Origin of the sequence: Algoriphagus litoralis, from assembly GCF_003259255.1 — a bacterium.
In the GTDB taxonomy this organism is placed as follows: Bacteria; Bacteroidota; Bacteroidia; order Cytophagales; family Cyclobacteriaceae; genus Algoriphagus; species Algoriphagus litoralis.
Genome location: NZ_QGOL01000008.1, coordinates 86727 through 109042, shown reverse-complemented (window position 1 = coordinate 109042; position 22316 = coordinate 86727). Strand labels below are relative to the sequence as shown.

15 protein-coding genes and 4 tRNA genes are annotated in these 22316 nt (G+C 42.6%); 16 read left to right on the top strand and 3 right to left on the bottom strand.

Going from position 1 to position 22316, the window contains the following annotated elements:
• Nucleotides 1-340 precede the first annotated feature (340 nt).
• Both DK188_RS10220 and DK188_RS10215 read left to right on the top strand, forming a co-directional pair.
• A complete protein-coding gene (locus tag DK188_RS10220; RefSeq protein WP_111670721.1) occupies nt 341-3007 on the top strand; it encodes a DUF5686 and carboxypeptidase regulatory-like domain-containing protein in 2667 nt (888 codons plus the stop codon).
• A 122-nt stretch (nt 3008-3129) separates the two neighbouring features.
• Nucleotides 3130-4251 carry an ATP-binding protein gene (locus DK188_RS10215; RefSeq protein WP_111670720.1) on the top strand — a complete coding sequence of 374 codons (1122 nt, stop codon included), beginning with the start codon at nt 3130-3132 and terminating at the stop codon, nt 4249-4251.
• A gap of 80 nt (nt 4252-4331) precedes the next feature.
• On the opposite strand, the gene frr is transcribed toward DK188_RS10215, so the two are convergent.
• From frr to DK188_RS10200, 3 genes are all read right to left on the bottom strand, one after another.
• Complete coding sequence (gene frr, locus DK188_RS10210; protein ID WP_111670719.1) at nt 4332-4892, bottom strand: ribosome recycling factor; 561 nt, start codon at nt 4890-4892, stop codon at nt 4332-4334.
• 8 nt (nt 4893-4900) lie between these two features.
• Complete coding sequence (pyrH, locus tag DK188_RS10205; RefSeq protein ID WP_111670718.1) at nt 4901-5614, bottom strand: UMP kinase; 714 nt, start codon at nt 5612-5614, stop codon at nt 4901-4903.
• A gap of 261 nt (nt 5615-5875) precedes the next feature.
• A complete protein-coding gene (locus DK188_RS10200; protein WP_111670717.1) occupies nt 5876-6370 on the bottom strand; it encodes an acetyl-CoA carboxylase biotin carboxyl carrier protein subunit in 495 nt (164 codons plus the stop codon).
• 74 nt (nt 6371-6444) lie between these two features.
• Here DK188_RS10200 and DK188_RS10195 point away from each other — a divergent pair, with 74 nt between their 5' ends.
• The 14 genes from DK188_RS10195 to rpoC all read left to right on the top strand — a co-directional run bounded on the left by DK188_RS10195 (nt 6445) and on the right by rpoC (nt 22270).
• Nucleotides 6445-9060 carry a M1 family metallopeptidase gene (locus tag DK188_RS10195; RefSeq protein WP_111670957.1) on the top strand — a complete coding sequence of 872 codons (2616 nt, stop codon included), beginning with the start codon at nt 6445-6447 and terminating at the stop codon, nt 9058-9060.
• Nucleotides 9061-9214: 154 nt separating this feature from the next.
• A tRNA-Tyr gene (locus DK188_RS10190) sits at nt 9215-9297 on the top strand.
• 72 nt (nt 9298-9369) lie between these two features.
• Nucleotides 9370-9442, top strand: a tRNA-Gly gene (locus tag DK188_RS10185).
• A gap of 32 nt (nt 9443-9474) precedes the next feature.
• Nucleotides 9475-9546 (top strand) — tRNA-Thr (locus DK188_RS10180).
• 59 nt (nt 9547-9605) lie between these two features.
• Nucleotides 9606-10793, top strand: coding sequence for an elongation factor Tu (tuf, locus tag DK188_RS10175; RefSeq protein WP_111670716.1), 1188 nt, complete (start codon nt 9606-9608; stop codon nt 10791-10793).
• 110 nt (nt 10794-10903) lie between these two features.
• Nucleotides 10904-10974 (top strand) — tRNA-Trp (locus DK188_RS10170).
• Between the two features lie 17 nt (nt 10975-10991).
• Nucleotides 10992-11180 carry a preprotein translocase subunit SecE gene (gene secE / locus DK188_RS10165; RefSeq protein WP_026966270.1) on the top strand — a complete coding sequence of 63 codons (189 nt, stop codon included), beginning with the start codon at nt 10992-10994 and terminating at the stop codon, nt 11178-11180.
• A 13-nt stretch (nt 11181-11193) separates the two neighbouring features.
• Nucleotides 11194-11751, top strand: a complete 558-nt coding sequence (gene nusG / locus DK188_RS10160; protein ID WP_111670715.1) for a transcription termination/antitermination protein NusG — start codon at nt 11194-11196, stop codon at nt 11749-11751.
• Between the two features lie 3 nt (nt 11752-11754).
• A complete protein-coding gene (rplK, locus tag DK188_RS10155) occupies nt 11755-12198 on the top strand; it encodes a 50S ribosomal protein L11 (protein WP_111670714.1) in 444 nt (147 codons plus the stop codon).
• A 10-nt stretch (nt 12199-12208) separates the two neighbouring features.
• Nucleotides 12209-12907: a 50S ribosomal protein L1 gene (gene rplA, locus DK188_RS10150; RefSeq protein ID WP_111670713.1), complete on the top strand. Its 699-nt coding sequence runs from the start codon at nt 12209-12211 to the stop codon at nt 12905-12907.
• A gap of 2 nt (nt 12908-12909) precedes the next feature.
• Complete coding sequence (gene rplJ / locus DK188_RS10145; protein WP_111670712.1) at nt 12910-13452, top strand: 50S ribosomal protein L10; 543 nt, start codon at nt 12910-12912, stop codon at nt 13450-13452.
• Between the two features lie 41 nt (nt 13453-13493).
• Nucleotides 13494-13877 (top strand): 50S ribosomal protein L7/L12, encoded by a 384-nt coding sequence (rplL, locus tag DK188_RS10140; protein ID WP_111670711.1) that lies wholly within the window; start codon nt 13494-13496, stop codon nt 13875-13877.
• A gap of 156 nt (nt 13878-14033) precedes the next feature.
• Nucleotides 14034-17909 carry a DNA-directed RNA polymerase subunit beta gene (gene rpoB, locus DK188_RS10135; protein WP_111670710.1) on the top strand — a complete coding sequence of 1292 codons (3876 nt, stop codon included), beginning with the start codon at nt 14034-14036 and terminating at the stop codon, nt 17907-17909.
• Nucleotides 17910-17956: 47 nt separating this feature from the next.
• A complete protein-coding gene (gene rpoC / locus DK188_RS10130; protein WP_111670709.1) occupies nt 17957-22270 on the top strand; it encodes a DNA-directed RNA polymerase subunit beta' in 4314 nt (1437 codons plus the stop codon).
• Nucleotides 22271-22316: the final 46 nt, after the last annotated feature.

The following is a 22316-nucleotide window of genomic DNA, read 5'->3' as shown; positions in this document are numbered from 1 at the left end:
GTTTCAAAGGATTTAATGGAAAACGTTTTCCGTTTGGTGATACTTAAAAAATTCAATTTTTATTAAAAAAATGAAAATTGAGATGAATTGGTAAATCTTTGTTTACAGCTCAATTTCAACATTTTTAAAAATTTTAAAGAAGTAAGGACACTAGTCAGATTAATTTATTCACTAGGGCATGGGTAGGATTTTACGGTTTGGCTTGGGCCTGAGAATTTTCTATTCCATTCTCTTCGCTAATCCATCTTTTCCTGCGATCCTAAAACATCTTAAAACTGCCCATACAACCTCTCCGTTAATTTTTGCATCTCTATATTTAACGAAGGCAAAACCGACTTTTATGAAACCAACTTTTACACGATCGATTCTTCTTGCATGTACCTTATTTATCTTTTTTCAGAATCAAACCTATGCTCAGGGTATAAAGGGGAAGGTAACCACCAAAGAAGGTGAACCTCTCGCCTATGCTTCAGTCTATATCCGAAATCTCGAGGATGGAGTGCCAACCAATGAAAATGGCCTCTATGAATTTCGGCTGAAGCCCGGGTTTTACGATGTCATTGTCCAATTTCTAGGATACAAATCTGTGCTCGAAACGGTAGAGGTCCGTGAGGACTGGGTAGAGATGAATTTCACCCTAGAGTCGCAGGTCTATAACCTAAGCGAGGTTGAAGTCCGGGCAGGTGCAGAAGATCCGGCGCTGACCATCATGCGAAAGGCCATTTCCAAGGCAAAATACCACCGGCTTCAACTGCAGGAGTATTCCATGACCGTATACCTCAAAGGGACAGGGCAATTGACCGATGCTCCGTTTTTTATGAAAAAGACTTTGGAGAAGGAAGGTCTAAAGCTCAATGAGGCCTATACTTCAGAGTCCGTATCCCGGATCACTTTTACCCTTCCGGATAAGGTAGAAGAAAAAGTAATTTCCATCCGTACCAATGGAGATAATCAGGGAACATCACCTGCACCCTATATCCAAACTTCCTTTTACCAAGATCAGATCAATGAGATTGTCTCCCCGCTTTCCCGGTATGCGTTCAATTATTACCAATTTAAGTACGAGGGTAGCTTTTTTGACCAAGAGGTGATGGTCAGCAAAATCAAAGTTACCCCGAGATCCAGAGGGGAGCGGGTTTTTGAAGGCTACATTTACATCATTGAGGACCTGTGGGCAATACACAGCCTTGATTTAAAGACTTCGCTTTTGGGATTTCAGATCGGCGCCAAGCAGCAATATGCGCCTGTGGCTGACAATGTCTGGATGCCGCTCACCCATACCTATACATTTGGAGGAAAGATTTTTGGCTTCGAAGGTGAATTCAAGTACCTCGCTTCCACCCGGGAATACGAAGTAAAACTCAATCCGGACTTGATCGCTGTGCCGGAGATTGTAGATGAAAAGGTGCAGGAATTGCCGGAAGATTTGAAGAAGTTTGATAAGTCCATATCCGCTCTCGAGCAATTGGCCAGTGAGGAACCCAAATCCCGCAAAGAGTACCGCAAACTCCTCAATGAATATGAAAAAGAATCACTGAAAGCCCAGCAGGCCGAGGAAAAGGAGATTGTCGTCTCCGAGCGAAATTACAGTGTGGACTCTCTTGCGAAAAAAAGAGACTTGGCCTATTGGGACAGTATTCGGCCAGTTCCGCTGACTCCAAAAGAAATCGAAGGCTACAAGCGGGACGATAGTTTGGCGACCGTAGAGACAGCTAAAATGAGCGACGTGGACTCGGTCGCCAAAAAAGCGCGAAGCAAGTATAAACCTTTAGATTTCATGAATGGATCCAGATACAGCTTCGGAAATGGAGTGTCGATGGGTTTTCGGACCAATTGGACCAAGCTTTCCTTCAATACGGTGGAAGGCTGGAAAGTGGGATTAGGTATGTATTACAGAAAGTATTCCGAAGTCAAAGACGCTGACAGTGTGAATATTGTAAGAAGGAAAAGCTTTAATATCGAGCCGGAACTTAGGTATGGATTCTCCAGTGACAGATTTTACGGGAAAGTCGATTTTCGATGGTCAGATACTAAGACTACCTCTGGAAAGACTTGGGGAATAGACGGAGGAAGGTACATTTTCCAGTTTAATCCCGAAAACCCCATCCAAGAGCAAGTTAATGCGGCATACTCGCTATTGGTGAGAAGGAATTACATGAAATTGTACGAGCAGGATTTTGCCAGAGCCTATTTGGCTCACCGGGTGAATTATGGATTTACCTATCGATTATCCTTTGGATGGGCGGAGCGAAGAGAATTGTTTAATAATTCCGATTACTCCTTTTATAACAAGCCTGAACGGGAGTATACATCAAACAGGCCAGAGAATGTCGAGGCCGGTGATGTAGCATTTCAAAACCACCAAATCGCAAAACTCAATGCTTCGATAGAATGGAGGCCTGGCTTGACCTACTCCATCCGGAATGGCAGAAAATCCCCCAATTTTGAGCGCTCTCCATTGATTACGTTCACCTTTCAGAAGGCATTTCCTGAATTGGTGACTTCTGCTAATGGGGCAAAGTATGATCTATTGGAAGTTGGGGTAAAGCATGATTTCAAGTTTGGGGTCAGCGGCAAACTTGACTTTAATGTCAATGCGGGAACATTTCTGAACAATGATCGGGTATATTTTCAGGATTTCAAGCATTTTGGAGGCAACCGAACCATATTCTCCAATTTGGGTCCTGCGTCCAATTACCGCTTTATGGACTACTACAAGTACAGCACCAACTCTAACTTTATTTCAGGGATTGCGCATTACCAATTCAGGAAGTTCTTGTTGACCCAACTTCCCATGTTGCGGTTTTCAGGTGTTCGGGAAAACATCTTTGTCAATTATCTAAAAACCGAAAACTCTCCACACTACACCGAGATTGGCTATTCTTTGGATAACCTGTTCCGGATTTTCAGACTGGAGTTGGGAGTGGCTTTCGAAAATGGCAAATACCTAAGAAGCGGTCCCTTGTTTGGAGTGGCGACCTTTATCAATGTAAGTTTTGAGGATTAAGGCCTAGTGCCAAGGTTAAAATTTCTTTGCCGAGGCCATAATTCGACCAATTCACCAAAAAGCATTGCTTTCGGTGAATTCATTCACTAAAAAGCATTACTTTTGGTGAATGATAAAAAGAGATGATTGAAAGAATCTTAAAAAAAAGGATCACAGATCAATTATTCAGAGGTAAGACTATCATACTTATCGGAGCGAGACAAGTTGGTAAAACTACCCTTATTCGAGAAATCCTACAGGAGCGGGATTTTTTATTTCTTGACGGAGACGATCCGCTGGTAAGGCAGCAGTTGACTAATCCCAATACAAAACAAATTGAGACACTGATAGGTACCTCAGCCATTGTTTTCATTGACGAAGCTCAGCGAATAGAGAATATCGGAATTACAGCAAAAATTATTCACGATCAATTTCCTAAGGTCCAGTTGATCCTTAGCGGTTCTTCAGCTTTTGAACTTCGAAATCAAACCAATGAACCTCTGACTGGAAGGAAGTTTGAATATTTTTTATATCCCATATCTTATGAGGAATATGAACAGTCTGAAGGGTATTTGGATGCTATTCGAGATCTGGAAACCCGTCTGATTTTTGGCTTTTATCCCGATGTTATCAATCAGCGTGGGGAGGAGCGAGGAGTTCTGAATGAAATCACTCAAAGCTACCTTTTCAAGGATATTCTCTCCTTTGCAAATATTAAGAAACCTGAAGTTTTGGAAAAAATACTTCAAGCTTTGGCTTTTCAGGTTGGAAGTGAGGTGAGTTACAATGAAATCGGTCAATTGACAGGAGTGGATAAAAACACCGTTTCGAACTACATACACCTATTGGAGCTTTCATGCATCGTGTATCCGCTCACCTCATTTAGCCGAAACCTTAGAAATGAAATAAAAACCAACCGAAAAATTTATTTCTATGATAATGGTATTCGGAATGCAATCATCCAAAATTTTAATCCCCTTGAATTGCGAAATGATGTCGGAGCATTGTGGGAGAATTTCCTAGTAACTGAGCGGCTTAAGCGAAACCATTATCACAGAAAGTATTGTAACACTTATTTTTGGAGAACAAAGCAACAGCAGGAAATCGACTATTTAGAAGAGGGAGATGGGAAAATTTCCGCTTTTGAATTTAAATGGAATGCAAATGCTAAAGTTAAAATCCCAAGTGCTTTCGCTGAGGCCTATAATCCTGATTTTCAAATTATATCCAAGGATAATTTTCGGGAGTTTGTTTGCTTCTTTTAAACACACTTTCCATAAGGTTGAAACACAAAAAAGCCTGGCAAAATTTGATTTGCCAGGCTTTTTTGTTCGGTTTTATTAAATCAGACCTTCATAATATCTGCTTCTTTTTTCACCAGAAGTTCATCCAGTTTGGCAGAATACTGATCGGTTAATTTCTGTACCTGATCTTCAGCACGCTTGATGGCGTCTTCCGGAGCTCCGTCTTTTTGAAGCTTTCGAAGTGATTCATTCGTCTCTTTTCTGACGCTTCGAATAGAGATTTTCCCTGATTCGCATTCCTGCTTGGATTGCTTCACCAGATTGATTCTTCGCTCTTCGGTGAGGGCAGGGATCGTCAGCATGATGGTTTCTCCGTTGTTTTGTGGAGCAAGTCCAAGATCCGAGTTGATGATTCCCTTTTCGATCTCCGAGATCAAGTTGCGCTCAAAAGGCTTGATCGCCAAGGTTCTCGCATCTGGAGTAGTCACAGAGGATACCTGGTTGATTGGGGTAGGTGATCCATAGTACATGACCATCACACCATCGAGCATAGTTGGCATAGCTTTGCCTGCTCGGATTTTAAGCAATTCAGCTGCGGTGTGGTCTACCGCTTTTTGCATCAATTCTTTTGCTTCATCTAAGAATAGCTCGATTTCTTCCATGATTTTATTCAGGATTTATCAGTGATCAATGTTCCAATTTGTTCTCCAAGTACGAGTTTGCTCAGGTTGCCGGCCTTATTCATGTCAAAGACGATGATAGGCAGGTTATTTTCCTGGCAAAGTGTGAAAGCAGTCATATCCATGACGTTGAGGTTTTTTTCATAGACCTCGCTGAAAGTGATCTGTTCGTATTTTGTGGCAGTAGAGTCCTTTTCAGGATCGGCAGTGTACACCCCATCCACCCGAGTTCCTTTCAATACCACATCTCCCTCGATTTCAATGGCGCGAAGTGCAGCCGTGGAATCAGTGGTAAAGTATGGATTGCCAATTCCTGCTCCAAAAATAACAATTCTGCCTTTTTCCAAGTGTCTAATCGCTCTGCGTCGGATGAAGGGTTCGCAGACACTTTCGATTTTGATACCAGACATGAGTCGGGTAAACATCCCGTTTTGCTCCAGCGCACTTTGCAAAGCCATCGCATTGATCAGCGTGGCCAACATCCCCATGTAGTCGCCTTGAACCCGGTCGATGCCGGATTTTTCAGCCTGAACCCCGCGAAAAATATTTCCGCCTCCGATGACAATCGCTATCTCTACTCCCATATCCTTCACTTTTTTGATTTCATCAGCGTACTGCTGAAGACGGGAAGGATCGATACCGTAGTTTTTGTCGCCCATGAGGGCTTCTCCACTGAGTTTGAGTAGAATGCGCTTGTATTTCATTTGTTTATAAATTGTTTTTTAGTTGTCAAATGGAATGCCCTATATAAACATCCACAGTTGCGAAAATCATTTCTCATGGGCATTACATTGCAATTGAGAAGGTTGATTTCTAAAGTTTTTTTTGGAAAAAATCCGAAACTTGATTTGGATTTAGCTGTCAAATTGAGATTGAATCGACCCCGAAAAGCCCAAACAATCCGGCAAATATAATTTCTTCATGGCACAATGAAAGGGCCAAATCCAAAAATGGCAGTGCCATACTCAAAATTGGATCAAGACCTGATTTTTTTCCACACTTTGCTTCAAGGATACTTTTACTTCCTTTACCACTCCTTCTCCGGGAGATTTGATGATATTTTCCATCTTCATGGCTTCCAAGATCAGTACCACATCTCCTTTTTTGACTTCATCACCGGGCTTTACCTTCAGGTCCAGAATCAATCCGGGCATGGGCGCTTTGATATTTTTCAATGCTCCCGATCCGCCTGCATTCATGCCCATTTTTTCTAGGAGAAGATCAAATCGATCTTTGACCTGAAGTGTGGCCGTTTTGTGGCCCAAGCGGATCTGAATGGTTTTTGACTCCTTATCAAATGACAGCATTTCGGCTTCCATTGACTCAGCACCTTTGATGAGATGAACCTTCCGATCACCCATCCACTTGAGATCCCATTGGATTTGTTTCTGATTGACAGCAATCGAATCGGTAGTTTTTTCGACCGCTTGAACGGTATTTTGGAGAATTACTGAAAACATTCCTGCTTATTTGGAAGTGAAAATACACCTGACGGGGAATTGCCCTCGTTTAGATTTTCCCAAATATGAAACAAATGCAATCGAAGCCAAAGAAAATTTTGAATAGGAGTTTGACTTGGAGCTGTGTGGTGACTCTTTTTTTTGTCTTTTCCTGCAAATCCGAAAAATCAACCCTACAGACAACGGCACTAGATAGTATTCAAAGTGAGTCTTCCTCTCCAACAGATTTGGACACGCTCAAAATTTTGAAACTCATCAAGGAAAAAGAGTCCAAGCTGGAAAGCTACCAACCCAGTGCGAAAAGAGAATTTGACTTGATTCATACTGAATTGGATTTGTCTTTTGACTGGTCCAAGCAAACCGTAACTGGAAAGGCTAAATTGAAGTTGACGCCCTATTTCTATCCTCAAAAGGAAGTAGTCCTTGACGCCAAAGACTTTGAAGTAGGGGCTGTTTTATTGTGGAAAGAAGCAAGCCAACAAAAATTAAACTACCGCTACGATGAAAAGCAACTTCGAATTTACCTCCCAGAGGTAGTCAATTCTAAGGACACCATCGAGGTGGAAATAAACTACACGGCCTTCCCGGAACGTAACTCCGGATCCGGCAGTGAAGCGATTACCGACAACAAAGGCTTGTACTTTATCGATCCATTGGACAAGATTCCAGGAAAGCCAAGCATGATCTGGACGCAAGGCGAGACCGAGCATAATAGCAAATGGTTTCCTACGATTGACAAACCCAACGAGCGGTTTACTCAACTTTTCAAACTGACCGTCCCTGACACGATGGTGTCAATCGGCAATGGGGAATTAATCCATCAGGAAAAGCTGGAGAATGGCCTCAGAATCGATCATTGGGAAATGAAATTACCCCATGCCCCTTACTTGGCAGCTTTCGCCATCGGGGAATTTGATAAGGTAGAAGCAAAGTTGGGTGATATTCCGCTTGGATATTACGTTGAAAAAGGCTTTGCAAAAGGGGCCGCAAAAGTGTTTGAAAATACGCCTGAAATGATTGGGTTCTTTGAGAAAAAGCTCGGAGTAGACTTTCCATGGCCTAAGTATGATCAGATCGTGGTGCGTGATTTTGTGTCAGGTGCAATGGAAAATACCACTGCATCGATATTTATGGAAGAGTTACGCTTGAACGAACGGGAAGCGATCGACTCCGAATGGGATTACATTATTGCGCATGAGCTTTTCCACCAGTGGTTTGGGGATTACGTCACAGCGGAATCCTGGGCCAATTTGACATTGAATGAAGCCTTTGCCAATTACAGCGAATACTTATGGAATGAGCATCACTATGGACAAGATGAAGCAGACCTGAAGTTGGTGACGGAAATGGAAGGGTATTTTGCAGAATCTGAGACCAAGCAAGTTGATTTGATCCGATTTGATTACAGCGATTCGGAGGACATGTTTGATTCCCATAGTTACAACAAAGGTGGTGTTATTTTGCATATGCTGCGAAAACACCTTGGAGACGAGGCTTTTTTCCAAGGTCTGAACAAATACCTGACTGATCATGCCCTACAGTCTGTGGAGGTTCATGATCTGAGACAAGCCTTTGAAGAGGTGAGTGGAGAGGATTTGAATTGGTTTTTCAACCAATGGTTTCTAGATAAAGGCCATCCGGAGCTTTATTTTGACGTGGATTATTCTCAGCCAGAGAATATTCTCGTCTCGGCCTATCAAGTTCAGAATCTGGAAAATTCCCCTTTATTCCAGCTTCCTATCGAAGTGAGCTGGTATGAAAATGGAGTCCGGAAAACGAAAACCATAAAACTGACTAAGGCTTTTCAGCAGTTTGCGCTGGAAAATGGATTTCCACTCAACCAGATTTATGTGGATGAAAGTAAGGATTTGCTGGCCCGTAGAGCTCAGGAACTGACTGTAGAACACTATGCCCTTCAGTTTAAAGAATCGCAGAAGGGGATTGCCCGGTATGAAGCGCTAGATAGTTTGGTTGCGAGAGATGCTGCCGATCAACTAGTGGAAATTATTCCCTTGGCTTTGAACGATTCATTTTGGGCTGTAAAAGAAAATGCCTTGGGTTTCCTTCAAAATAGTGCTGAATGGGCGGACAAGATCCCTGGATTGGAAGATATGGTCTATGGATTGGCAGAGAAGGATCCAAAAAACTCAGTTAGGGCTGCTGCCATTGATCTTTTGGGAGTTTGGGACCCGGATAAGTATCAAAGTGCTTTTCTCCGTCTAGCCAATGATTCCTCTTATTTGGTCGCAGGTTCAGCTTTGATGGGATTGGTAGCTGCTACAGAAAATCCAGTGGAGGCCGGAGTGATTGAGCGCTATGCCACAGACCCAAATTACAGGATAATCATACCTGTAGCTGAATATTACATTCAGCAAGGAGTGAATGGAAAAGGTCAATGGTTTTTGGATCGGTTGAACCAACTCTCCAATGAAGGCCTGTATTATTATTTCGGGTATTTCAGTGAGTACTTTACCCGATTTCCTGAGGAGGGAAAAGATCAGGCGGTGTCTGAACTTTTGATTCAACTCGAGAAAAATTCAAAAAGCTACCTACGAAGAGGGGCATTTTTGGCTTTGTTGGGATTTGCAGATGATCAGGCCGTAGTCAGCAAAATCGTCAGCATCGTGGAAAAGGAGAATGACGAAAATCTCAAAAACTACTACAATTATTTTCTGGAAAGCTTCAACTGAAAAAATTAATGAGTTGATTTTGTGAACATTGAAATACAACTCCTGAAAAAATTATCAAATTTAGGATGCATCCTTTGATACTTTAATAAAAGGCTATAATTTTGCCATCCGTTAAGATAGCTAGGAGTTAAATCTGAATGATTTTGACGCAGTTGGGGGAATACCAAAGCGGCCAACTGGGACGGACTGTAAATCCGTTGACTTATGTCTTCACAGGTTCGAATCCTGTTTCCCCCACGTTGTTGCCTAAATGCAAAATTTTTTTTCTAATTTTGCAGGGCTTTAAAAAATCCGGCACGCCGGTTACAAGCGGGAGTAGCTCAGTTGGTAGAGCGGCAGCCTTCCAAGCTGCAGGTCGCGGGTTCGAGCCTCGTCTCCCGCTCTTTATTTTCCTAGGAAGATAAAAGGGCAAAAGCCGACGTAGCTCAGGGGTAGAGTACTTCCTTGGTAAGGAAGGGGTCACGGGTTCAATTCCCGTCGTTGGCTCAATTACAGAGAATTATTATCTAAACATATCTTTAAACTTAAACTGAGGATTTTCACGCATGGCAAAAGCAACCTTCGACCGTTCCAAGCCGCACGTTAACATCGGTACGATTGGACACGTAGACCATGGCAAAACAACCCTGACTGCCGCCATCACTACCGTATTGGCAAAAAAAGGTCTTTCTGAATTGAGAGATTTCTCTTCAATTGATAACGCTCCTGAAGAGAAAGAAAGAGGTATTACAATCAATACTTCACACGTAGAATATCAAACTGAGAACAGACACTACGCACACGTGGATTGTCCAGGTCACGCTGACTACGTTAAAAACATGGTTACTGGTGCTGCCCAGATGGACGGTGCTATCCTTGTAGTAGCAGCTACTGACGGACCTATGCCGCAGACCAGAGAGCACATCCTTTTGGCTCGTCAGGTAGGTGTACCTCAGCTAGTAGTATTTATGAATAAAGTAGATATGGTTGATGATCCTGAGCTTCTTGAGCTTGTGGAGATGGAAATCAGAGAACTACTTTCATTCTATGATTTTGACGGTGACAACATCCCTGTGATCGCAGGTTCTGCACTTGGAGCTTTGAATGGCGAAGAGAAGTGGGTTGAAACTGTGATGCAGTTGATGAACGCTGTTGATTCTTACATTCCAATTCCAGCTCGTCTTGTTGACAAAGACTTCTTGATGCCTGTAGAAGACGTATTCTCGATCACTGGTCGTGGTACAGTAGCTACAGGTAGAATCGAAAGAGGTGTAATCAACTCTGGTGAGCCAGTTGACATCATTGGTATGGGTGCTGAAGGCTTGAAGTCTACAGTAACTGGTGTTGAGATGTTCCGTAAAATTCTTGACAGAGGTGAAGCAGGTGATAACGTAGGTCTATTGCTTAGAGGTATTGAAAAATCTCAAATCAAGAGAGGTATGATTATCTGTAAGCCAGGATCTGTGAAGCCACACGCTCACTTCAAAGCAGAAGTTTACGTTCTTTCAAAAGAAGAAGGTGGACGTCACACTCCTTTCTTTAACAAATACAGACCTCAGTTCTACCTTAGAACTACTGACGTAACTGGAGAGATCAAACTTCCAGAAAACGTAGAAATGGTTATGCCAGGTGATAACGTGACTATCGAAGTTACACTTCTTAATGCAGTTGCATTGGAAAAAGGTCTTCGATTCGCGATTAGAGAAGGTGGTAGAACAGTAGGTGCCGGTCAGGTTACCGAAATCCTAGACTAATTCCATATAAATTCAAGTTACTATGCGATCCCAAATTAATTTGGGATCGCATTTGTTTCTAAAGACTTTATTCCTAATTTTGCGTTCCCATTTGCGGGGCGTTCATTCACACGGGCATAGTTCAATGGTAGAATAGCGGTCTCCAAAACCGTTGATGGGAGTTCGAATCTCTCTGCCCGTGCAGCAAGAAAGTAGACTATGAATCTTAAAAACTTTGTCCTAGAGTCATACGACGAAATGAAAAACAAGGTCACTTGGCCAAAGTTCTCATTTCTTCAGAATAGTGCCGTATTGGTGTTGGTAGCGTCTCTCATCTTTGCACTGTTTATCGGTGTGGTGGATTTGGGATTTGAGAACATCATGACATGGTTTTATGATTTATTCTAATTGACATTACAGAATGGCTGAACATAAGTGGTACGTACTCAGAGTAGTAGCGGGACAGGAAAAAAAGACCAAGACTTATCTGGACAATGAAATCCAGAGACAGAAAATCGAGGAATTTATTCCTGAAGTGCTGATTCCCTCTGAGAAGGTCTATGAGATGCGGAATGGTAAAAAGCGGGTCCGTGAAAGAAATTTCTTTCCGGGGTACGTTTTAGTCAACGCCGATCTTTCTAATGGTGAAGCCAATCACGTAATAACGAGTATCCCGGGTGTTATCGGGTTTCTTGGATCAAACCAGGGGGGAGCTTCCAAAACCCCTGAGCCATTACGCCAGTCAGAGATCAACCGTATCTTAGGTAAGGTTGAGGAGATTGATGAGTTTGCCGAGAAGCAGGACACGCCATTTATAGTTGGAGAGGCCGTAAAAGTAATGGACGGACCCTTCAGTGGATTTACCGGTACGATTGAGGAGATATTTGAGGAGAAGAAGAAGCTTAATGTTATGGTTAAGATCTTCGGCCGAAATACTCCTGTTGAATTAAATTTTATACAAGTAGAAAAACAAGACTAAGCAATGGCTAAGGAAATCACTGGTTATGTAAAACTACAGGTGAAAGGTGGCCAGGCTAACCCGTCTCCTCCAGTAGGTCCTGCTCTTGGTTCCAAGGGTTTGAATATTATGGAGTTCTGTAAGCAATTCAATGCGCGTACCCAAGATAAAATGGGTACTGTGCTTCCTGTATTGATTACGGTTTTTTCTGATAAGTCTTTTGAGTTTGTCGTTAAAACTCCACCTGCAGCAAACCTGTTGTTGGAAGCGGCTAAACTGAAAGGCGGATCAGCAGAGCCAAACAGAAAGAAAGTAGGATCTGTAACCTGGGATCAGGTAAAAGTGATTGCTGAGACGAAAATGCCTGACCTGAATGCCTTCAGAGTAGAGTCTGCCATGAAAATGGTAGCTGGTACTGCACGAAGCATGGGTATCACAGTATCTGGTAAAGCCCCTTGGGAAGTATAAATAAAAAACAATGGCTAAGTTAACAAAAAAGCAAAAAGAAGCTCTTTCTAAGTACGACGCAAGCCAAGTGTACTCCCTGGAGGCAGCTTCTTCACTGGTAAAGGAAATTACCATGACTAAATTTGACGCATCTGTGGATGTTGACGTTCGATTGGGCGTTGATCCACGTAAGGCTGATCAAATGGTAAGAGGCGTAGTAGCCCTTCCTCATGGTACAGGCAAAGACATCAAAGTTTTGGTTCTTTGTACTCCCGATAAAGCAGCAGAAGCAACTGAAGCAGGTGCAGACTACGTTGGTTTGGACGATTACATTGCCAAAATTGAAGGCGGATGGACTGATATCGATGTGATCATCACCATGCCTAACGTAATGGCAAAAGTAGGTAGGTTAGGTAGAGTATTGGGTCCTAGAGGCTTGATGCCAAATCCTAAATCAGGAACAGTTACTCTTGATGTAGCAAAAGCAGTAAAGGAAGTTAAAGCTGGTAAGATCGACTTTAAAGTTGACAAATTTGGAATTATCCATGCCGGTATTGGAAAAGTGTCTTTCACTCCAGCTCAAATTGAGGAAAATGTGAAAGAACTTATCATGACTATCTCTAAGCTGAAACCAACTTCATCAAAAGGTACATATTTCAAAAGTATTCATTTGTCAAGCACAATGTCCCCGGGTATTGCTGTAGACAAGGGTAGCATTCAAGGTATTTAATCATGACTAGAGACGAAAAGAAAGTAATAATCGACAGTCTGACTGAGAAACTAAAGGAAAACCCTTTCTTCTACATCACTGATGCTTCCGGATTCTCTGTAGCTCAAGTGAATGCATTCAGAAGAACTTGTTACGAAAAAGGAGTAGAATACAAAGTCTACAAGAATACTTTGATCGCAAAAGCTCTTGAAAATCTGGATGCGGACTATTCGAAATTATCGAATGGTGCATTGAAAGGGTTCTCTGGAATTATTTTCTCAAAAGAGACTAGTAACCTTCCAGCAAAAGTATTGCTGGATTTCAGAAAGAAACAAGGTAAAAAAGAGACAAGACCAGTATTCAAAGGTGCAGGTATCGATTCAGATGTATTTCTGGGCGAAAACAACCTTGAACTGTTATCTAATCTCAAGTCTAAGCAAGAATTGCTGGGTGATCTGATTGGATTGCTACAGTCTCCTGCTAAGAATCTCGTATCCGCATTGCAGTCTGGTCAGAACAACATCACTGGTGTTCTTAAGACGCTTGCTGATCGGGAATCAAAATAATCTTATCAAATCATTCAAAAAACAATTAAATAATTAATACAATGGCAGATCTTACACAACTTGCAGAACAGTTGGTAAACTTGACTGTAAAAGAAGTTAAAGAATTAACAGACATCCTTAAGGATCAGTATGGTATCGAACCTGCTGCTGCTGGCGCTGTAATGGTAGCTGGTGGTGGAGCTGGTGCTGCTGATGCTCCTGCTGAAGAGGAAAAAACTTCTTTCGACGTGATCCTTAAAGCTGCTGGAGCTTCTAAGCTTGCAGTAGTGAAACTTGTAAAGGAATTGACTGGTCTTGGCTTGAAAGAAGCAAAAGATCTAGTTGACAGCGCTCCTAAAGCCCTTAAAGAAGGAATTGCTAAGGACGAAGCTGAAGCGTTGAAAAAGTCTCTTGAAGAGGCTGGTGCTGAAGTAGAGATCAAATAATTTGCAGATTTCGCGCCATTAGGTTCGAAATCAGCCCCAAGACCTGACTTTGTAAGTCAGGTCTTTTCCTGTTTATGCTCAGGTTAATAATTGCATTATTCCAAGTGATTATTGTCACTTTCTGATATTAAATTTCACCATAAACTATACACTACCTTGGCTATCAAGAATCAAACCGAAAGGAAAAGTTTCTCCTCCATTAAGGTGGTCAAAGACTATCCCGACTTTCTCGATATTCAACTGCAGTCTTTCAAAGACTTTTTTCAGTTGGATACTCCTGCAGAAAAGCGACGGGCAGATGGATTGTTCAAAGTTTTCGCCGAAAACTTCCCAATCAGCGATTCCAGAGAAAATTTCACTTTGGAATTCATCGATTATGCAGTAGACCCGCCTAAATATAGTGTGGAAGAGTGCATCGATAGGGGATTGACCTATTCTGTACCACTCAAAGCAAAATTGAGATTGCTTTGTCATGATGAGGACAATGAGGATTTCGAAACCATCGAGCAAGAGGTGTTTTTGGGTAATCTTCCTTACATGACAGAAAAGGGATCCTTTGTCATCAATGGCGCCGAGCGGGTAATTGTTTCTCAATTGCACCGTTCTCCAGGAGTATTCTTTGCGCAAAGCAAGCATACTAATGGAACTAAGCTCTATTCTGCCAGAATTATTCCTTTCAAAGGTTCTTGGATTGAATTTGCCACTGACATCAACAATGTCATGTATGCATACATCGACCGAAAGAAGAAATTCCCGGTAACTACCCTTTTGAGAGCGATTGGTTATGGTTCCGATAAGGATATTCTTGATCTGTTTGGCTTATCTGAAGAAGTAGCCGCAACTAAGGCTGCCCTTAAGAAAGTTGGTGGTCGTAAATTGGCTGCAAGGGTTTTGAGAACCTGGGTAGAAGACTTCGTGGATGAGGATACCGGTGAGGTAGTTTCTATTGACAGAAATGAGGTCCTTTTGGAACGTGATTCCATTTTGACAGAAGAAGATATTGAAATGATTTTGGATTCTGGATCCAAGTCCATCATTCTCCACAGAGAAGATGTGAATGTGGCAGATTTCTCTATCATCTATAATACATTACAAAAAGATAACTCCAACTCCGAAAAAGAGGCAGTGGAAGTGATCTATCGTCAGCTGAGAAATACAGAAGCTCCTGATGAAGCGACTGCTCGAGAAGTAATTCAGAGCTTGTTCTTCTCAGACAAGCGTTATGATCTTGGCGAAGTAGGACGATATAGAATCAATAAAAAACTTGGACTCGATATTGAGCCCGAGAAGATTGTGTTGACCAAGCAAGACATTATTTCCATCGTGAAATATTTGATCGGTTTGATCAACTCCAAAGCAGTAGTCGATGATATTGACCACTTGTCTAATAGACGAGTGAGGACTGTAGGTGAGCAGTTGTATAGCCAGTTCGGAGTAGGTTTGGCAAGAATGGCCAGAACAATCCGTGAGCGAATGAACGTACGGGACAATGAAGACTTTAAGCCGGTCGATTTGATCAATGCGCGGACGCTTTCTTCGGTTATCAATTCCTTCTTTGGTACCAACCAGCTTTCTCAGTTCATGGACCAGACTAACCCTCTGGCAGAGCTGACTCACAAGAGAAGACTTTCAGCCTTGGGTCCAGGCGGTCTTTCAAGAGAAAGAGCAGGATTCGAGGTTCGTGACGTTCACTACACGCACTACGGTCGTCTGTGTACCATCGAAACTCCAGAAGGTCCAAACATCGGTTTGATTTCCTCACTTTGTGTGCATGCGAAAGTAAACTCTATGGGATTCCTTGAGACTCCTTATAGAAAAGTGGCTGAAGGCAAAGTGGGCATGAAAGTAGAAGACATCGTCTTCCTTACTGCCGAAGAAGAAGACAACCACAACATTGCCCAGGCAAATGCACCTCTTGATGAAGCTGGTAAATTCATTAATGAAAAAGTAAAAGCAAGGTTTGAAGGGGATTTCCCTGTTCTTGAACCTAGCGAAATTACTTATATGGACGTAGCTCCAAACCAGATCGTATCGGTGGCGGCTTCGTTGATTCCTTTCTTGGAACATGATGATGCCAACAGAGCATTGATGGGATCCAACATGCAGCGTCAAGCTGTTCCTTTACTTAAAGCTGAGGCACCTATTGTAGGTACAGGTCTGGAAGGAAAAGCAGCGATTGACTCCAGAGCGCTGATTATTGCAGAAGCAAATGGCGTAGTGGAATATGTGGATGCTAAGAAAATTACCATTAAGTACGATCTGACTTCAGACGAGCTTCTGGTGAATTTCACGAATGAATATAAAAGCTACGATCTGATCAAATTCAGAAGAACAAACCAGGATACGACCATCAACCTAACACCTTTGGTGTTGAAGGGCGAGAAAGTAACCAAAGGTCAAGTTCTTGTAGAAGGATATTCTACCAATAATGGAGAGTTGGCTTTGGGTAAAAACCTGAAAGTCGCTTACATGCCTTGGCAAGGATATAACTTCGAGGATGCGATTGTAATCTCTGAGCGAGTTGTCCGAGAAGATATCTTTACCTCTATTCACGTAGAAGAATTCCAGTTGGAAGTTCGTGATACCAAGCGAGGAGAGGAAGAATTGACTTCTGAAATTCCTAACGTGTCTGAAGAAGCCGTGAAGCACTTGGACGAGGACGGAATCATCCGAATCGGAGCAGAGGTGAAAGAAGGAGATATCATCATCGGTAAGATCACACCTAAAGGGGAGACAGATCCGACTCCTGAAGAGAAGCTTTTGAGAGCGATCTTCGGAGATAAGGCAGGTGATGTCAAAGATGCTTCTTTGAAAGCTTCTCCTTCCTTGAATGGGGTTGTGATTGAAACGAAGCTTTTCTCCAGACCTAAAAAGGATAAAGACAACAGAGCGAAGTCTAAAGCTGAAGTTGAAAAACTGAAAGCTAAATATTCCAAAGACCTCCTTGGAATCAGAGCCAGAATGATCAATAAACTGGTAACTATCCTGGATGGTAAAACTTCTTTGGGTGTTCGTCACAAGTTTGGAGATGAGATCATCACCAAGGGAACCAAGTTTAACCAGAAGAATATTGAGAATAACCTTTTCCCTGCTAAGAATCCTTACAGAGATGAGTCTAACTACAATGTGCCTGAAGAAGCAAACTTGATTTCTGACATCATTTTGGATGACTGGACAGAGGATGCACACACCAACTCACTGATTGTGAAATTGGTAAAAAACTATACCAATTCTAGAAATGAGATTTCTGGTCTATTCAAGCGTGACAGGTTTACACTTGAGGTAGGGGATGAATTGCCTGCTGGTATTGTGAAACTTGCCAAAGTTTACATCGCTAAAAAGCGTAAGCTTAAAGTAGGTGATAAAATGGCGGGTCGTCACGGTAACAAAGGTATCGTCGCTCGTATCGTAAGAGACGAGGATATGCCATTCCTAGAAGATGGAACTCCAATGGACATCGTATTGAATCCGCTGGGTGTACCTTCCCGAATGAACATCGGACAGATCTTCGAAACTGTTTTGGCATGGGCTGGTCAGCGTATGGGTAAAAAATACGCTACTCCGATCTTTGACGGTGCAACCCTTGAGGAAGTATCTGCTGAGTTGGAAGCTGCTGGCGTTCCTGCATATGGCAGAACCTATCTTTATGATGGACTTTCTGGAAACAGATTTGATCAGCCAGTTACAGTTGGTGTGGCCTACATGCTGAAACTTGGTCACCTTGTGGATGACAAGATGCATGCTAGATCCATCGGTCCATACTCGCTCATCACACAGCAGCCGTTGGGTGGTAAGGCACAGTTTGGTGGTCAGCGTTTCGGAGAAATGGAAGTTTGGGCACTGGAAGCATTCGGTGCATCTCACGTCCTTCAAGAAATCCTGACTGTGAAGTCTGATGATGTAATCGGTAGAGCGAAAGCTTACGAAGCTATCGTGAAAGGTGAAAACCTTCCTAAGCCAAATATTCCTGAATCATTCAATGTATTGGTTCACGAGTTGAGAGGCTTGGCTCTTGAAATTACCCTGGATTAATTTGGCTCATAGGGCGAGCAATCGCCCTTCACATATCTCTAATAACTATGTCGTTTAGAAAAAATAAAAAACTCAACAACGATTTTTCCAGAGTTACGATCAGCTTGGCCTCTCCAGAATCTATTCTGGATAGCTCAAACGGAGAAGTAACTCAGCCAGAGACCATCAATTACAGAACGTACAAGCCTGAAATGGGTGGATTGTTCTGTGAGCGAATCTTTGGTCCGGTGAAAGACTGGGAATGTCATTGTGGTAAATACAAGCGAATCAGATACAAAGGCATCATCTGCGACCGTTGCGGAGTAGAGGTGACTGAGAAAAAGGTGCGTCGTGAGCGAATGGGCCACATTGAACTTGTGGTTCCTGTAGCACATATCTGGTACTTTAAATCTCTTCCTAATAAAATCGGATATCTCCTAGGACTTCCTACCAAAAAGCTTGATCAGATTGTTTATTACGAGCGGTATGCCGTAGTGCAGCCGGGTATTAAAGCTGAGGAAGGGGTACAATACTTAGACTTCCTTACCGAAGACGAGTATTTGGATATCATGGACAAGCTACCAAAGGAAAATCATGCCCTTGATGATGCTGATCCGAATAAGTTTATTGCCAAAATGGGTGCCGAGGCTCTTGAAATGCTGTTGGCAAGACTTGATTTGGATGATCTTTCCTATTCACTTCGCCATCAGGCAGCCACTGATACTTCTCAGCAGAGAAAAGCAGAAGCCTTGAAGCGATTGAAGGTAGTAGAAGCATTCCGTGATGCAAGAACCAGAATTGAAAACCGTCCTGAGTGGATGGTGGTACGTATGGTTCCAGTTATTCCACCGGAATTGCGTCCATTGGTTCCTTTGGATGGTGGTCGTTTTGCGACTTCCGATTTGAATGATCTTTATAGAAGAGTAATTATCAGAAATAACCGTCTGAAGCGATTGATCGATATCAAAGCTCCGGAAGTGATTTTGAGAAACGAAAAAAGAATGCTTCAGGAAGCTGTCGATTCACTTTTTGATAACTCAAGAAAAGTAAATGCGGTAAGATCCGATGGAAATCGTGCTTTGAAATCTCTTTCCGATATGCTGAAAGGGAAGCAAGGTCGTTTCCGTCAAAACTTGCTCGGTAAGCGTGTGGATTACTCCGGTCGATCTGTAATCGTCGTGGGTCCTGAATTGAAGCTTCACGAGTGTGGACTTCCTAAAAATATGGCAGCTGAGCTTTTCAAGCCATTTATTATCAGAAAACTGATCGAAAGAGGCATTGTCAAGACAGTAAAATCTGCAAAGAAAATTGTTGATCGTAAGGATCCGGTAGTTTGGGATATTTTGGAAAACGTATTGAAAGGACACCCTGTTCTTTTGAACCGTGCTCCAACACTTCACAGATTGGGTATCCAAGCTTTCCAACCAAAACTGATCGAAGGAAAAGCCATCCAGCTTCACCCATTGGTATGTACAGCATTCAACGCCGATTTTGACGGTGACCAGATGGCTGTTCACGTACCACTTGGCCATGAGGCAATCTTGGAAGCTTCTACTTTGATGCTTTCTTCACATAACATTCTAAACCCTGCTAACGGAGCTCCGATTACTGTACCTTCTCAGGATATGGTGTTGGGTCTATACTACGTGACCAAGGGTAAGAAGTCGACTCCTGAGGAAATCGTAGCCGGTGAAGGCATGACTTTCTACAGCCAGGAAGAAGTAATCATTGCGTTGAACGAGGGCAAAATTTCCAAACATGCCAATATTAAGTGCAAGGTAAAAGTGAAAGATGCGCAGGGTGTCATCGCTGATAAAATCATCAATACAGTAGCCGGCCGTTTGATCTTCAACCAGTTTGTGCCTGAAGAAGTAGGGTATGTAAACGAACTATTGACTAAGAAAAAATTACAACAGATTATTGCTGAGGTAGTAAAAGTCTGTGGGATCGCTCGTACAGCCCAATTCTTGGATGATATCAAAAATCTAGGATTCCAGATGGCCTATCAAGGTGGACTTTCTATGGGATTGAATGACGTCATCATCCCGGATGAAAAAGTTCCGATGATCGCGAAGGCCAAAGAGGAAGTAGACCAGGTATGGAACAATTACCTCATGGGTCTGATTACCGATAACGAACGATACAATCAAGTAATCGATATCTGGACTCGTACCAACTCTCATTTGACTAATAATCTGATGAAGCAGATGGAAGAGGATAAGCAAGGATTCAATGCTATCTATATGATGATGCACTCAGGAGCTAGAGGTTCCCGTGAGCAGATTCGTCAGCTAGGTGGGATGAGAGGATTGATGGCTAAGCCTCAGAAAAACCTTCAAGGTTCTGTTGGTGAAATCATCGAAAACCCAATTCTATCCAACTTTAAAGAAGGTCTGGATGTATTGGAATACTTCATCTCTACCCACGGTGCACGTAAAGGTCTAGCCGATACAGCATTGAAAACTGCCGATGCGGGTTACCTGACTCGTCGTTTGGTGGATGTTGCTCAGGACATGATTGTCACAGAAGAGGATTGCGGTACCTTGAGAGGTCTTGTTGTTCAGCCTTTGAAAGACAATGAAGAAATCGTTGAGCCACTTTCTGAAAGAATCTTAGGTCGGGTATCTGTACACGATGTATATGATCCGATCACTGATCAATTGATTATCCCAGCCGGAGTAGAAATTGGAGATGATGTTGCCAAATTGGTTGACGAATCTGCGATCGAAGAGGTTGAGATCAGATCTGGATTGACTTGTGAAACTAGAAGAGGTATTTGTGCAAAATGTTACGGTAGAAACCTTGCCACAGGCCATATGGTACAGGCAGGTGAATCTGTAGGTGTTATTGCTGCACAATCTATCGGTGAACCAGGTACTCAGCTTACCTTGAGAACTTTCCACGTGGGTGGTACTGCTTCCAACATGGCGGTAGATGCTTCAATCAATGCGAAATTTGATGGGGTTATCGAATTCGATGAGGAATTGAGATACATCGAGACCACCAACAAGGATGGTGAAGCGGTGACCATGGTAATGGGACGTTCCGGCGAAATCAAGATCAATGAAGCAAAAACTGGCAAGACTCTAGTTTCCAACCACGTGCCTTACGGTGCCATGTTGAATGTGAAAGACGGTCAGAAAATCACCAAAGGACATTCACTTTGTACTTGGGATCCTTACAACGCGGTAATCCTTTCTGAATTTGACGGTAAAGTTGAATTTGAGGCAGTCGTAGAAGGTATTACGTACAAGGAAGTAGCCGATGACCAGACTGGTTTCCGCGAGAAGGTTATTATTGAGACTAAGGATAGAACTAAGAATCCTGCCATCATTGTAAATTATGGTGAAGATTCTAAGTCATACAATATTCCAGTAGGTGCTCACTTGGCTGTAGAAGCTGGTGAAAAAGTAAAATCAGGCCAGATTTTGGTGAAAATCCCAAGATCAGTAGGTAAGACAAGAGATATTACCGGTGGTCTTCCTCGAGTTACAGAATTATTCGAAGCAAGAAACCCATCCAATCCGGCTGTAGTTTCTGAGATCGATGGTGTGGTGACTTACGGAGGTATCAAGCGTGGTAACAGAGAAATCATCATCGAATCAAAAGATGGTGTGATCAAGAAGTATATGGTATCGCTTTCGAAACACATCTTGGTTCAGGAAAATGACTTCATCCGTGCAGGTGAACCATTGTCTGATGGAGCGATCACTCCAAACGACATCCTGTCTATCAAAGGACCAACAGCTGTTCAGGAGTATTTGGTGAACGAAATCCAAGAAGTTTATAGACTTCAGGGTGTGAAGATCAACGATAAGCACATCGAGGTAATTGTAACCCAAATGATGCAGAAAGTTGAAATTCTCGATGCTGGAGATACTGGATTCCTTCAAAACCAAATCGTGGACAAGTGGGCATTCCGTGAGGAAAACGACAATATCCTTGATAAAAAAGTGGTAATGGACGCTGGAGATTCTTCTACTCTAAAGCCAGGTATGATCATCTCTTCAAGAAGATTGAGAGACGAAAACTCTAGCTTAAAGCGTAAGGATCTGAAGTTGGTACAAGTGAGAGATGCTGAAACAGCAGTTTCCAGACCAACGCTACAAGGTATTACCGCAGCATCTTTAGGAACTGAAAGCTTTATTTCAGCGGCTTCCTTCCAAGAAACAACCAAAGTGCTTTCCGAGGCAGCAATCAGAGGTAAGAGAGATGAGCTTTTGGGCTTGAAGGAAAACGTGATCGTAGGTCACTTGATTCCAGCAGGTACCGGTCAGCGCAGATTACAAAACCTGATTGTTGGCTCACAGGAGGAGTACGAAAAGCTTTCTGAAAATATGGAGAGAACATCCTCCAAAAGATCAAGTGAAGCAATCCTTTAATTGGATAAGTAAATAGTTTAAAGGCCTGTACATACCATACAGGCCT

Bases quoted from the DNA above. Each gene is read 5' to 3' on its own strand.
- rplA (WP_111670713.1), top strand. From the start codon at position 12,209: ATGGCTAAGTTAACAAAAAAGCAAAAAGAAGCTCTTTCTAAGTACGAC.
- pyrH (WP_111670718.1), bottom strand. From the start codon at position 5,614: ATGAAATACAAGCGCATTCTACTCAAACTCAGTGGAGAAGCCCTCATG.
- DK188_RS10195 (WP_111670957.1), top strand. From the start codon at position 6,445: ATGCAATCGAAGCCAAAGAAAATTTTGAATAGGAGTTTGACTTGGAGC.
- rpoC (WP_111670709.1), top strand. From the start codon at position 17,957: ATGTCGTTTAGAAAAAATAAAAAACTCAACAACGATTTTTCCAGAGTT.
- nusG (WP_111670715.1), top strand. From the start codon at position 11,194: ATGGCTGAACATAAGTGGTACGTACTCAGAGTAGTAGCGGGACAGGAA.
- DK188_RS10200 (WP_111670717.1), bottom strand. From the start codon at position 6,370: ATGTTTTCAGTAATTCTCCAAAATACCGTTCAAGCGGTCGAAAAAACT.
- DK188_RS10215 (WP_111670720.1), top strand. From the start codon at position 3,130: ATGATTGAAAGAATCTTAAAAAAAAGGATCACAGATCAATTATTCAGA.
- DK188_RS10220 (WP_111670721.1), top strand. From the start codon at position 341: ATGAAACCAACTTTTACACGATCGATTCTTCTTGCATGTACCTTATTT.
- rplL (WP_111670711.1), top strand. From the start codon at position 13,494: ATGGCAGATCTTACACAACTTGCAGAACAGTTGGTAAACTTGACTGTA.
- secE (WP_026966270.1), top strand. From the start codon at position 10,992: ATGAATCTTAAAAACTTTGTCCTAGAGTCATACGACGAAATGAAAAAC.
- rplJ (WP_111670712.1), top strand. From the start codon at position 12,910: ATGACTAGAGACGAAAAGAAAGTAATAATCGACAGTCTGACTGAGAAA.
- tuf (WP_111670716.1), top strand. From the start codon at position 9,606: ATGGCAAAAGCAACCTTCGACCGTTCCAAGCCGCACGTTAACATCGGT.
- frr (WP_111670719.1), bottom strand. From the start codon at position 4,892: ATGGAAGAAATCGAGCTATTCTTAGATGAAGCAAAAGAATTGATGCAA.
- rplK (WP_111670714.1), top strand. From the start codon at position 11,755: ATGGCTAAGGAAATCACTGGTTATGTAAAACTACAGGTGAAAGGTGGC.